The following is a 12,679-nucleotide window of genomic DNA, read 5'->3' as shown; positions in this document are numbered from 1 at the left end:
TCCCACAACGTCGGCTGATCATTTACAGTACGAAACACGATGGCCTCGACCCCTTCTCACCCAAGGGTTCGAGGCCATCCTCTCGACGAACAAACCCCCACTCAGAGACCGCCACGCCCCGACTTTTTCAGGTCGAAGTAGCTACGGGCCTGCGCGCCGACGATCGTCGCCCGGCCGAGGGCGAGCTCGTCGAGCGCGCGGAGCGCCTCGTCGCGGGACTTGTCGCCGAACGCCGTGCTGGCGGTCAGCGGCACCCCGAAGAACGCGCTCGTCCTGGCCTGGTCGAGCGCCCCCCACACGCCGCGGAGCCGGCCGACCCGGTCATCGCGCGGCACCACGCACAGCGCCTGCTCGAGGAACCACCGCTTGGCGCGGATCTCGGCGATGAGCTCCCACGGTAGTTCCACGGCGCGGGCAGGCACCTTCTGCGACCGGACCCAGACGCCGTGCCGGTCGGCGCCAAGCAACGGCCCGCCGCCGAGATGCGCGAACCCCCGGAACCCGAAGGCGACGATGTAGATCGCGAGGCTGATCACCAGCACCAACATGGCCAGCGGGAGTCGGCCGGTTGCCGCGACACCTGCCGCTGGTGCGAGCAGCACCAGCAGCGAGAGCACGAACAGCAACCACGCGCGGCCCTTCCGCGGCGAGATGACGAGCGGCAGGTCGCCCGGGATCCGCCTGGCGGTCTTGAGCACGGGTGCCTTGCTCGACGGGCCGGGTGCGACCGGCAACTGGGGCAGCGGCAGCCGTTCGGCGATGCTGCCCTCTTCGCTGCTCTTCGGTGGGTCGACGACGGGGACCGGCGGTGCGACCTGCCGGGGTGGCTGCGGCATCGGCCACTGGCCGCGCGGCGGCATCGGCGGCGGCTGCGGTGGCGCCGGCTGCATCGCGGCCGGGTACACCACCACCGGCTGGACCGGCACCGGGTAGCCGTACCCAGGCGGTGGACCGCCGGCCGGTGGCTGTGCACCTGGTGGCATCGGCGGCCGGTCAGGAGGGTGCCAACCGCCGTGCTGTGGCTGTGTCACGCGCCCCCCGACGGACGAGTCGTAGCTGCTTTCTTGTCGCAACGGTAGCAAGCGTTGTCGCGATGCGGGGTAGCCTCGGCACCTCGTAGCGTTGGCTGGTCGAGGGAGGAGGCTGCGTTGACTGCGCGATGTGCCGGGTGCGGTAGCTCGTTGAGTGATGAGGCGACCGTCTGCGACCAGTGCGGTGGCGCGGTCACCAGGTCGACGCCGGCCCAGTCCATGCCTCCCGTGCCGCCGTCCGCGCCGCAGCCGCTGCCGGACGAGCCTGGGCAGCGCCCGGCCGCCTCGAGTGTCTCTACGGCCCGTCCCGAGCCGGTGGAGGAGGAGCTGCAGGCGGGCCGTGCCGCTACGTTCCAGCTGCCCGACCTGCGCAACAAGAAGCTCTGGGTCGTCGCCGGCGCGGCCGCCGTCGTGGTGGCGCTCGTCGCGGTGGTCGGGGTCGTGGTGGTGACCCGCGGCGAGGAGGCCCCCGGCCCGAAGGCGACCGTGCGCGCGTTCTTCGATGCGCTCCGGTCGCGGGACGCGACCAAGGCGCTGGCCCACGTGGAGGACGAGGGCGGCTCGCTGGGCTGGTCGCCGCCGTCGGAGGTACTGCTCTCCGACAAGGCCCTCGACTCGAAGTGGTACAAGCCGCCGAAGAACGTCCAGCTAGGCGATCCGGTCCAGGCGAAGGACGGCGACGGGGTCGTCGTCAACGTGACCTACACGGTCGCCGGCGAGACGGTGACCAAGCCGCTGCGCCTCTACCTGGAGGAGGGCGACGAGGAGGCGGGTACGCCCGACCGCTGGCTGCTCAGCCGGTGGGAGGAGCAGGGCGTGACCGGCACCCTCTACCTCACGATCACCGCGCCGGAGTACGAGATCAACGGGGTCGCGTTCACCACGAAGGAGACCCAGCAGGCGGTGCAGGCCGAGCAGATGGTCGTGGTCGGCGCGTTCCCCGGCACGTACCGGGTCGGCGTGCCCAAGGGCCCGCTGGTCACTGCGGAGCCGCGGCGGGTGGGCGTGCTGACCAACGAGGACGGCCAGGAGCTGACCATCCCGACGGAGCTGAAGAAGTCCGGGGTGACGGGGGTGCGCCGCCAGGTGAAGGCGTACGTGGACAAGTGCGCCGCGCAGAAGGTGCTCGACCCACAGATCGACGGGCGGGAATGCCCGTTCACCTCGTACGGGAGCGTGGAAGGCGCGGACGAGGACCAGCGGCTGATCAGCTGGACCGTGCAGGAGTACCCGAAGTTCGACGTCGAGCTGACCGAGGCGGAAAGCGGCGGCGTCTACGTCTCCCCGGGCGGCGAGCGGGAGGACCAGGGCGTCGTGGACCTGAAGTACACGGCCAACGACGGGTTCACCCGCAAGGAGGTGCACCCGAGCCAGACCCAGCGGTTCAGCATCGAGGGCCCGGTGGCCGTGAAGAACGGCAAGATCACCTGGACGCCGCGTACCTAGCAAGAGTTACCGCCGGCGCGCCCCCCGGGTGCGCCGGCGGCAGCTGGTCAGAAGGACGCCTCGTCCAGGTCCATCAGTTCGAGCGTGGTGCTCTCCAGCGCCTTGCGCTCGGCCCGGATGGTCGGCAGCCGGTTGGTGGCGAAGAACCTCGCGGTGGCGAGCTTGCCCTGGTAGAAGCGCTGGTCGCGCTCGCTGCCGCCGCCGGTGAGCGCGTCGAGCGCCACCTCGGCCTGGCGCAGCAGCAGCCAGCCGACGACCAGGTCGCCCATCACGGTGAGCAGGCGGGTCGTGTTCAGGCCGACCTTGTAGAGCTCGGTAGCCTTGCCCTCCCCCTGGGAGGCCATCGCCCACCCGAACATCTGGCCCACCATCGCCTGGACGTCCTCGAGGCCGCGGCCGAGCGCCGCGCGCTCCTCCTTGAGCTGCCCGTTCCCTGCGTCGCTCTCCACGAACTCCTTGATCTCGTTGCCCAGCCGCATCAGTGCCTGCGCCTGGTCCTTCACGATCTTTCGGAAGAACAGGTCCTGGCCCTGGATGCCGGTGGTGCCCTCGTAGAGGGTGTCGATCTTCGCGTCCCTGATGTACTGCTCGATCGGGTAGTCCTGCAGGTAGCCGGACCCGCCGTAGGTCTGCAGTGCCACCGAGAGCAGCTCGTACGACTTCTCCGAGCCGAAGCCCTTGACCAACGGCAGCAGCAGATCGTTCATCTTCTCGGCCTCGTCGTCGGTGCGACCATCGGCCTCCGCGATGAAGACCTGGTCCTGGAACGTCGAGGTGTAGATGACGAGCGCGCGCAGCCCCTCCGCGTACGCCTTCTGCAGCATCAGCATGCGGCGTACGTCCGGGTGGTGCGTGGTGGTCACCCGCGGCGCGGCCTTGTCCGTCGCCCGGGTGAGGTCGGCGCCCTGCACGCGCTCCTTCGCGTAGTCGAGCGCGTTCAGGTACGCGGTGGACAGGGTGGCGATGGCCTTGGTGCCGACGAGCATCCGGGCGAACTCGATGACCATGAACATCTGCCTGATGCCGTCGTGTACGTCGCCGAGCAGGTAGCCGACGGCCGGGTGCTTCTCGCCGAAACGCAGCTCGCACGTGGTGGAGACCTTGAGCCCCATCTTGTGCTCGACGTTCGCGACGTACACGCCGTTGCGCTCGCCGAGGTTGCCCTCGTCGTCGTGGTGGTACTTCGGCACGATGAACAGCGACAGGTCCTTGGTGCCAGGGCCGGCGCCCTCCGGGCGGGCGAGCACGAAGTGGATGATGTTCTCGGAGAGGTCGTGCTCACCGCTGGTGATGAAGCGCTTGACGCCCTCGATGTGCCAGCTGCCGTCCTCCTGCTGCACGGCCTTGGTGCGACCGGCGCCTACGTCGGAGCCGGCGTCTGGCTCGGTGAGCACCATGGTGGCCGCCCACCGCCTGTCGATCATCAGCTGGGCGAGCTTCAGCTGTTCCGGCGTGCCCATCCGCTCGAGTACGTGGGCGAAGTTCGGCCCGGTCGCGTACATCGCGACGGCTGGGTTGGCGCCGAGCAGCAGCTCCGCCGCCGCCCACTTGAGGCTGCGCGGAGCCATGGTGCCGCCGATGCGCTCGGGGATGTCCATCCGCCACCACTCCGCGTCCATCCAGGCGTGGTACGAGCGCTTGAACGCCTCGGGCAGGGTGACCGTGCCGGCGTCCTTGTCCCACACCGGTGGGTTGCGGTCGGACTCGAGCAGGGACTCCGCCAGCTCGCCTGTGGCCAGCCGCTCGACTTCGCCGAGGATGTCGCGTGCCGTGTCTTCGTCGAGGTCGGCGAACGGTTCGGCGCCGAGGATCTGGTGGCGCGCGAAGACCTCGAACAGGTTGAACTCGAGATCGCGCAGGTTGCTCCTGTAGTGCCCCATGGGTCCGTCCAGTAGTCGCTGGCAGTTGGCGTACTCATCGGTAACAAGATCTATGTTACCCGACGGTAACTAGGTGACAAGTACTCCTGCCCAACTTGCTGACGAATATGCCGAGGGGGTGCTCCCCAGTGCGGAGCACCCCCTCGGACGACAGCCGCGCCGCTCGGCAGGGCGGCTGGGCGCCACCGCAATGCGGCGACGTCCTGCTGCCGGGCACCGCCTTGCCGAGTGCGGGCTCCTCTGACGACGCCGGGCTCGTCGACCAGGTTGTCATCGTCGCAAGATTCTCTCGATCGGTTTGCTCGTCAAGACGCGTATTTTCCAGGAGGCCTGCTGTGACAACGAATGCACTAGGCACTACCCTGCATGCTGTAGTGCATGGGGGACACACATGTTCGGGGGTGCCGCCAGCCGGCGGCACCCCCGAACATGTCTACTGAGCCGGACCTCGGGGTCTAGTTCGTCTTGCCGATGGCCGCGCCGAAGTTGTTGCCGGCCGCCGGGGACTGCGACTTCAACGGCTTGGACGGGGCGGGCCCGCCAGGCAGGCCGTCGATGACGACGCCCGCGCCGTCGTTCTCACCAGTGGTGCCGACGAGCACATCGCCCAACCAGCCGTCCTCGCCTGCACTGCCCATCCCGTACAGCGCGTTCCCCATGGTCGCGCCGAACCGGTCACGGGCCTCTGCCGTGCCCGGCACGCCCTGGGTGTCCTGGTTCCAGCCCTGGCCGCCGCCGAGCGACTGCACAGCACCGGCGTTGCGGATACTGCCGATGTCCTCGCCGGGAACGCCGGTGAGCAGGTGCGCCAGACCGAAGGAGCCGAACGACGAGCCGAACCTGTCGCCCGCCTCCGGACGGCCGACCACCCCGGTGCTGTTCTGGTGGAACGCCTTGGTCTTGGCCAGTTCCAGGTCGCCGTCGTAGACGAACCGCAGTGCCATGCCGGCGTTGTTCACGCTGCCGATGGCCTCGCCGGGCGCACCGACCACCACGTAGTGCCCGCCGCCGGACGGAGTGGTCTCCCTGGCCGAGTAGATCGCCGCACCGAACCGGTCGCCCGCCTCGGCGGAGCCGGGCACGTTCGCCGTGTTCTGGGTGATGAACTTCGCGTCACCGCTGTCGTTCGCCCGCCACCGGATGAAGCCGCCGGCGTCCGCCTCGCTCTCGCCCGCGACGTCCTCGTACGGAACGCCCATCAGCACACCGCCGTCGGTGACGGCCAGCGAGGTGCCGAGCCCGTCACCTGCCTCGGACGTGCCCGGCATGCCGTTCGCGCCCTGCTGCAGCAGCAGGCCGTCGTCGACCGTCGGGTCCTCGGTGCCGGTGCTGAACTCCAGCCGGGTGACGGCACCCGCGCCTTCCTGCCCTGCAGCCGGGTAACCGGGCGCACCGACGAACAGCGGCGTGACGAGCGGCCCGATGTCGTCGGCGTGGTGCGGGGCGGCGAGTGCGGCGCCGTAGCGGGCGCCGGCCGAGGCCTGTCCCGGCACGCCGTCGCTGCCCTGGGTGAACTCGTTGAGCGATACGAACTCGTCGGCCGACGAGTCCCACTTGAACAGGAACACCGCGCCGGCGTCCTGGTTGCCGCCGACGTCGCGTCCGGGTGCACCCACCGCCAGCTGGGTGCACCGGTCCTGGTCGACCTCGCCTTCCGCCGACGCGACCTCGGCGATCGCCGTACCGAAGCGGTCACCTGCGGCGCCTGCCGGAGCGTCGATGATCGACGTCGTCGGGTCGCCGTCGTTGCTCAGCTGGACCTGGACGGCGCCCGCGCCGTTGTTGGCACCGGGCAGGCCGACGGCGATGTCGACCACACCGTCCATGTCGAAGTCGTTGCTGCTGTTGAGGCACTCTGGTTCTGCATGTGCCTGGCCGGGTGCGACCGTCCAGGCGAGCGCGGTGGCGGCGAAGAGTACCGTCGTCGCCAATGCACTGCGTAGGGTTTGTCTCTTCATCGAGCCCTCCATCGTGACGGACCGACCGTTTGTGCGGCGTCCGTGCAGTGCATGACTCGCAAAGCAGACTTCTGGTTGACAGCAACCGAAGAATGTACGGAGCGTTCAGGCGAACGCGTGCACGTTGCCGAGCAGGTCGAGTACGCCCGGTGCACCGGTCCTGAGGTACCACTCGATCTGGTAAGCGTCGTCGAACGCCTCGTGGGTGACGGCTTCCGGCCGCACCTGGCTCGCGTGCGTGGCTATCGCGGTGCGCTTGATGGCCAGCTCGCGCGGCGTGCCGGCGATGGCCAGGCTGATCTCCGCGGTGACATGACCGAACGTCTCGGCCGTCGCCCGGGAGGCGGCGTGTACGAGATGGGTGTCCGGGCCGGCGAAGTGCAGGTGCTCCCTGTCGATCGTGCTCTCGTACGACGGGACGCCGACCAGTTGCGCGGCGGTGCCACCGATCTGGTGCACGGCGACGTGGTCGGGATGCCCATAGATGCCGCGCGAGTCGTAGCTTACGAGTGCGGCGGCGTTCTCCTCGGCCAGCAGGTTGGCTAGTCGACCTGCCACCGCGGGAACCTCGACGCGGCACAGCGCGCCGGCATCCGTGGTGCCGGCGAGGCCGGAGTCGCGGTAGTCGTACAGCACCAGCCGCTGGGCACCGAGCAGGTCGGCGGCACGCTCGAGCTCCGCCGCGCGGCGCGCGGCGACCGTCTCGCCAGGGCGCAGCGGCACGAGGACCTCGCCGAGGTCACCGGTGGTCGCGGTGACGAGCACGACCCGGGCGCCGGAGTCCGCGAGTCGGCGCATGGTGATGCCGGTGAAGATCGCCTCGTCGTCCGGGTGGGCGTGCAGGACCACCACGGTGTGACCGCGCAGGTCGGTGGGTGCAGGAGTGGCAGGAGCAGGGAAGAAGAGTGTCATCGCCGTCTGGTTCCGTGAGCCGAGAAGTCTGGACTGGTGCCGCGCGAGCGGCAGCTACTGCACTGGCGTCAGCGACAACAACACGGACACGTGACGCGGCACCGCGCGGCGGGCGCGGTCGGTGCGGTCGACGTGGTGCTCACAGGAAGTATTGAAACACAGCTCGGCCGCCGGCGGCAGGCCAGGTCAGGACGGGCCGGCGAGCAGGGCGTCCACGTCCAGGGCGGCTACCGTGCCGTCGGCGGCCCGGAGGGTCACCACCCGGTCGCCGAGGTCGGCCACCGTGGTGCAGAGCGTCATGCCGTGCTCGCTGCGCGGCTGGCGTACGCCGCCGTCATCCTGGTCGCGGGCGAGCACGTCGAGGAACCAGGCCGGGTCGGGCTCTTCCTCGGGCGGCAGGAGCGCGTCGAGCACCCAGGCGCGGTCGATGCTGTTCTCCCTGGTCAAGGTGTGCTCGGCGTCGACGTACCTGACGTGGTTCGTGTGCCAGAGCAGCGGCTCGTCCTGGGGGTCGGTGTACATGGTGGCGGCGTTGCCCGCTGCCACCTCGACGGTCGCCACCCGGCCGGTGTCCAGCTCGCCGAGGTTGTACGCGAAACCGCCCGCGCTGGGGTTCGAGGTCAGGTAGGTCACCGCCTCGTCCAGCGATGTGCACTGCTGCAGTGTGCGCGCGACGAAGTGCCTGCCCGGCCCGCGGTACGGCTGGTCGACGGGGATGTGGTCGATGCCCCAGACGAGGTTCTGGTCGGTGACCACGAAGCTGTTCGCCGGCAGGAAGCCCGGATACCACTCGACGGTGATCGCCGGTTCGTCGTCGATGGCCAGGCTGAGGATGGTCAGGTTGATGTCGCTCGGACCGTCCTCGTTGTGAGCGATGTACGAGCGCTCGCGGTGCCAGGCGAGGTCGGAGCAGCCGGCGCTGCCCGGGGTGCCGATGTCGCCGCGCAGGTTGGCCACCAGGAGGGCGTCGATGTCGGCGCCGGCGCCTTCGGCGAGGGCGACGGCCTCCGCGATCTGCGTCGGGTGGCGCGCCCTGGTCGCCTTCCGCACCCGGTGGACGAGCTCCGGTGCGTCCTCGACCCGGCGCCGTACGCCGTCACCTTCGAGGACGCTGTGCAACCCCGCCGCGATGTCGTCGCGGGCGGCGTCGCCGAGGGCACGGAACGCTGCATGCCGGTCGCCGCGAACGCCCAGCCAGCGCATGCCGGCGAGCTCTCCTTCGGTCACCTGCGTCGTCATGATCTCCATCTTCGTCCGGCGTCAACCGCACACCTTACGGCCGGCTCGGCGGGCGTGCATGCCCCGGTGCCGCGAGAACATGGTGGTGGCGAAATACGGAAATACGTAGTAACGTAGTTCAGTAATGGATCAGGAGACCCGCGACCGGTTGGCGGCGATCGAGCAGCGGCTCGCCGCCCTGGAAGGTCGGGCCGAGCCGGCAGCCGAGGTGGCGACCGACGACCGCTTCTGGGCACTGAACGCGTTGAAGCAGCTCGTCGACGCACCGGGTGCGGTGCTGTTCACCGGCACCGTGACGCTCGCCGAGGGGGAGAGCTACGAGTGGCAGGAGGGCCGCCCGGTCGACGCGCTGGTCGGACAGGACTGGGCGGAGCTGGCGGCCAACCTCGGTGCGCTCGGGCACCCCGTGCGGCTCGCGCTCGTGCAGGAGATCCTGCGCGGCCGGCGTACGACGCACGAGCTGTCCGGTGACGAGCGGTTCGGCACGTCCGGTCAGCTCTACCACCATCTCCGCCAGCTGGTCTCCGCCGGCTGGCTGAAGCAGGCCGGTCGCGGTCATTACGCCGTACCTCCGCAGCGGGTCGTGCCGCTGCTCGCCATCGTGATGGGAGCCGATCGTTGACACCTACCCTGCCCGGCACGCGCGGCGCCAGGCTCTGGCTCGCCGTGGCCGTGCTCGCCGCGCTGGTCCTCGGTGCCCTCTGCGCGCCGTGGCCGGTCCGGTTGGACGGCTGGACCACAGGCGATGCCGCACTGGCCGCCGAGGTCAGGAAGCTCGCGGCCGGCCAGTCCAGGATCGGGCTGGCGGTGGCCGTGCTCGAGGACGGCGAGCTGCGGCAGGCCGGGCTGGGTGACACCGGGACCGACGCCGCGGTCCGGCCGGACACCCGCTTCGAGATCGGCTCGGTGACCAAGATGTTGACCGCGTCGCTGTTCGCCGACCTGGTGGCCGACGGCGTCGTCGAGCCGGACGACACGGTGCGCGAGGTGCTGCCGGACAGGAACTGGCCGAAGGGTGGAGTGGGCGACGCGACCCTCGCCGAGCTGGCCAGCCACCGCTCGGGACTGCCGAAGGTGCCGCTGTCCGCCGGCACGTACTTCGACGGGATCGGGTTGAACTTCCTCGGGCTGAACCCGTACGCGGACACCACGCCGGCGGACGTGCTCGGCACGGCCGCCACCGCCGACCGTCCGACCGTGGGGAAGTACGCCTACTCCAACCTCGGCTTCGCGCTTCTCGGCCACGTACTGGCCGAGAAGACGGGAGTGCGGTACCCGGACCTGCTGCGGCAGCGCGTGCTCGGCCAGGTGGGGATGGACGCTACGGCCGTGCCGGATGGCATGAGCGACGTCCGTGGCGACGTCGCGACCGGCCACGACGACACCGGGCGGCGGATGCAGCCGTGGCTCAGCTCAGGGGACGCGCCGGCCGGCGCCGGCGTGTGGTCGGACGTCGGGGACCTGGCGACGTTCGCCGACCAGGTCATGCGGGGCAAGGCACCGGGCGCGTCCGCTGCAGAGCCGAGGTACCGGGCCGACGGCTCGCAGCGGATCGGCTACGCCTGGGTGACCAGCTCGAAGAAGGGCGGCGGCAAGATCGTCTGGCACAACGGTGCGGCCGGCGGCTGCATGTCGTTCGTCGGCTTCGACCGCGAGACCGGACGCGTCGTCGTGGTGCTCAGCAACACCTACGTGCCGGTGGACGATCTCGGTGTCCGGCTGCTGACCGGCGCCGGGGAGACGGGTTCGTCGCCGAATCTGTTGGGCACGGCGGTCGGCCTGCTGCTGCCGCCGGCCGCCTGGCTGGCCCTGCTCGGTGCCGGTCTCGGCGGCTTGCGCCGGAAGAAGCGCAAGGCGCCGAACCGGGCGCGCATCCTCGCCGCCGGCGGCGAGGCGGTGCTGATGTTCGCCATCGCCCTGGCCGTCGGCTCGGCCACCGTGCTGAACCTCGCCGGCTGGCTGGCCGGCGCCGCCCTGTGCGGCACCGGCGCCTACCTAGCCGTCACACGCTGGCGAGAGCTGCCCTGGACCGAGCCGAAACGCCCAGCCCTGCAGTGGACCGGCGCGGTAGTCAGCCTCACCGCCGGCGCCGCAGTGGCAACGGCCATGGCCCTCACCACCTGAGCCGGACGGCCCCGCCGCGAGCCAGCGGTGGGCCGGGGCTGCCGGTTGCGACCGCCCTGGCCCTGGCCGGTTGGGGTGGATGGCTGCCGTGGTGGGCTGTCGGTGGGGCGGGCCGGGGCGCCGGTTGGGACGGTCGTGGTCCTCACCCCCTGAGCCGGACGGCTCCGCCGTGAGCCATCGGTGGGGCGGATGGCTGCTGCTGTGAGTCGTTGGTGGGGCGGGCTCGGGTGGCCGGGGCCACGGTGACCGCCATGGCCGTGGCCGGGTGGGGCGGATGGCCAATGCCCTGAGCTGTTGGTGGGATGGGCCTGACCGTCGGTGGTGATCCGTGCGTTGATGGCCGTGAGATGGCGGTGGATCGGGCCTGGTCCCCGGTGCCGCCCCTGGCGGTTACTGCCGTGAGCGGTCGGTGGGGCGGGCTAGTCCGCCGGTGGCTATCTGGGCGTTCTCCAGTGCCTGGCTGAGCTTCTCGGCGGCTACGGCGGCCTCGCTCAGCCACATGTGCGTGGTGCCTACGGCCGCGGTGGCGTCGCCGGCGAACGGGCCGTCGACCGACTCCAGGCGGCCGGAGTGTTCCTCCCTGCGGAGGTAGCGGTCCACCTGGCTCAGTGCCGGCTCCAAGGCCTCGGCCAGCTGCGTCAGGCCGCTGAGCACCTCGGCCGCCTGCGCGGGCGAGCGCAGTCCCAGGTACCCGTACGCCCCGCCGCTTGTGGGTTGGGTGATGCTGCGGAGCTGTTCGTTCGCGGTACGTACGGCGGCCGCGGAGCTGCTGCTCGGAGCGGCGTAGCCGGCGTCCACGGACGCTTGGGCGGGCAGTTGGGCCGAACGCTGCCAGGGGAGTCGCATACTTCGATATTCCGTCGAGACGTACCGATCGACCAGTGCGGTTGCAGTGGCCGCAACCCATCGTTGTTCTGACGGTCTCCGCTGTCCAGCATGGACCCGTGACCGACAGCGAGAAGACCTCCGCGGCGCGGCTGCTGGCGACCCTCGAGGAGCTTGCCGACCCGCAACGCGGTGAGCGTGGCGGGGTGGGTGTCTCCGAGCTCGCGCGCCGGCTGCAACGCGACAAGTCCATAGTCTCCCGGCAGCTGCGTTCGCTCGTCGAGGTGGGCCTGGTGGACCGGCTGCCGGACGGACAGCACCGGCTGGGTTGGCGACTCTTCGCACTCGCCGCGAGCGCCGGCGACCAGCGGGTGCGTGAGCAGGCACCGCCGGTGATGCGCAGGCTGGTGGACGTCGTCCACGAACGCGTCCACCTCAGCGTGCTGCGCGGCCGCGAGGCCCTGACCGTGCACTGCGAGAGCCCGCAGCGCGGCGTGGAGCCGGTGTGGTGGGTCGGCCGCACGTCGCCGCTGCACTGCACGGCCACCGGCCGGGTGCTGATGTTCGACTACACCGACGACGAGGTACGCGAGACGGTCGCCGGCGTCCCGTTCGACGGCCTCGGCCCGAACGCACCACACAACGTGGACGAACTGCTTCGCCGGCTGCACCGCGCCAGGAGCCGGGGGTACGCGTCCGTCGACCGCGAGTCCGACAGCGACTCCGTCGCCGCGGCCGCGCCCGTACGTGACCACGGCGGCGGCATCGTCGCCGCGCTGAACATCTCCGCGCCGTCGTACCGGCTGCGCGGTCGGCTCACCTGGGCCGGACAGCAGGTGGCGGCCGCGGCCGCACACCTCAGCCAGTGCCTCGGCCGGCCCTCGACGAACGGACGTGCCTGATGATCCGACTGCGAGGCATCACCGTCGACTGTGCCGACCCGGACGCGCTCGCGGCGTTCTGGGCGGCGGCGCTCGGCTACGAGCGGCGCGACCTGTGGGACTCCTACAACGGCGCGAAGGACCCGCAGCGGCGGGACCCGAACCTCACCTTCCAGCGGACGGGCGCAGGCAACAGCAACCACCTGCACCTCGACGCCTACGCGGACGATCCGGACGCCGAAGCCGAGCGGCTGGAGGCGTTGGGTGCACAGCGCGTCGGCCGGTTCGAGGAGGGCGACACCTGGTGGTGGGTGCTCCGCGACCCGGCCGGCAACGAGTTCTGCATCATCGCCGCGCAGGGCGCCGAGCGGCTGGAGGCGTTG

General features: G+C 70.7%; 11 protein-coding genes. 5 read left to right on the top strand and 6 right to left on the bottom strand.

The annotated features are described in order from the left end of the window. Positions 1-101: 101 nt before the first annotated feature. Positions 102-926, bottom strand: a complete 825-nt coding sequence (locus tag GEV07_28760; GenBank protein ID MQA06532.1) for a hypothetical protein — start codon at positions 924-926, stop codon at positions 102-104. 255 nt (positions 927-1,181) lie between these two features. On the opposite strand from GEV07_28760, the gene GEV07_28755 reads away from it, so the two are divergent. After that, positions 1,182-2,477 (top strand): hypothetical protein, encoded by a 1,296-nt coding sequence (locus GEV07_28755; GenBank protein MQA06531.1) that lies wholly within the window; start codon positions 1,182-1,184, stop codon positions 2,475-2,477. A gap of 47 nt (positions 2,478-2,524) precedes the next feature. Here GEV07_28755 and GEV07_28750 read toward each other — a convergent pair whose 3' ends face one another. The 4 genes from GEV07_28750 to GEV07_28735 form a co-directional block, all read right to left on the bottom strand. Continuing rightward, positions 2,525-4,357 (bottom strand): acyl-CoA dehydrogenase, encoded by a 1,833-nt coding sequence (locus tag GEV07_28750; protein ID MQA06530.1) that lies wholly within the window; start codon positions 4,355-4,357, stop codon positions 2,525-2,527. A gap of 455 nt (positions 4,358-4,812) precedes the next feature. Then, complete coding sequence (locus GEV07_28745; GenBank protein ID MQA06529.1) at positions 4,813-6,315, bottom strand: hypothetical protein; 1,503 nt, start codon at positions 6,313-6,315, stop codon at positions 4,813-4,815. A 105-nt stretch (positions 6,316-6,420) separates the two neighbouring features. Continuing rightward, complete coding sequence (locus tag GEV07_28740; GenBank protein ID MQA06528.1) at positions 6,421-7,227, bottom strand: GlcNAc-PI de-N-acetylase; 807 nt, start codon at positions 7,225-7,227, stop codon at positions 6,421-6,423. Positions 7,228-7,413: 186 nt separating this feature from the next. Next, positions 7,414-8,466, bottom strand: coding sequence for a hypothetical protein (locus GEV07_28735; protein MQA06527.1), 1,053 nt, complete (start codon positions 8,464-8,466; stop codon positions 7,414-7,416). Between the two features lie 124 nt (positions 8,467-8,590). Here GEV07_28735 and GEV07_28730 point away from each other — a divergent pair, with 124 nt between their 5' ends. Together GEV07_28730 and GEV07_28725 are read left to right on the top strand one after the other, a co-directional pair. Beyond that, positions 8,591-9,088, top strand: coding sequence for a helix-turn-helix domain-containing protein (locus GEV07_28730; protein ID MQA06526.1), 498 nt, complete (start codon positions 8,591-8,593; stop codon positions 9,086-9,088). Continuing rightward, a complete protein-coding gene (locus GEV07_28725) occupies positions 9,085-10,590 on the top strand; it encodes a serine hydrolase (GenBank protein ID MQA06525.1) in 1,506 nt (501 codons plus the stop codon). The genes GEV07_28730 and GEV07_28725 overlap by 4 nt, the downstream gene beginning before the upstream one ends. Positions 10,591-10,980: 390 nt before the next feature. On the opposite strand, the gene GEV07_28720 is transcribed toward GEV07_28725, so the two are convergent. Continuing rightward, positions 10,981-11,436 carry a hypothetical protein gene (locus GEV07_28720; GenBank protein ID MQA06524.1) on the bottom strand — a complete coding sequence of 152 codons (456 nt, stop codon included), beginning with the start codon at positions 11,434-11,436 and terminating at the stop codon, positions 10,981-10,983. Between the two features lie 98 nt (positions 11,437-11,534). On the opposite strand from GEV07_28720, the gene GEV07_28715 reads away from it, so the two are divergent. Together GEV07_28715 and GEV07_28710 are read left to right on the top strand one after the other, a co-directional pair. Further along, positions 11,535-12,317, top strand: a complete 783-nt coding sequence (locus GEV07_28715) for a MarR family transcriptional regulator (protein ID MQA06523.1) — start codon at positions 11,535-11,537, stop codon at positions 12,315-12,317. Next, a partial coding sequence (locus GEV07_28710) for a VOC family protein (protein MQA06522.1) occupies positions 12,317-12,679 on the top strand: 363 nt, incomplete at its 3' end. The genes GEV07_28715 and GEV07_28710, both read left to right, overlap by 1 nt.

The sequence above is a fragment of the Streptosporangiales bacterium genome, assembly GCA_009379825.1.
Lineage (GTDB): Bacteria > Actinomycetota > Actinomycetes > Streptosporangiales > WHST01 > WHST01.
The sequence above is the reverse complement of the archived record's forward strand: the minus strand, read 5'-3'. Positions and strand labels throughout refer to the sequence as shown.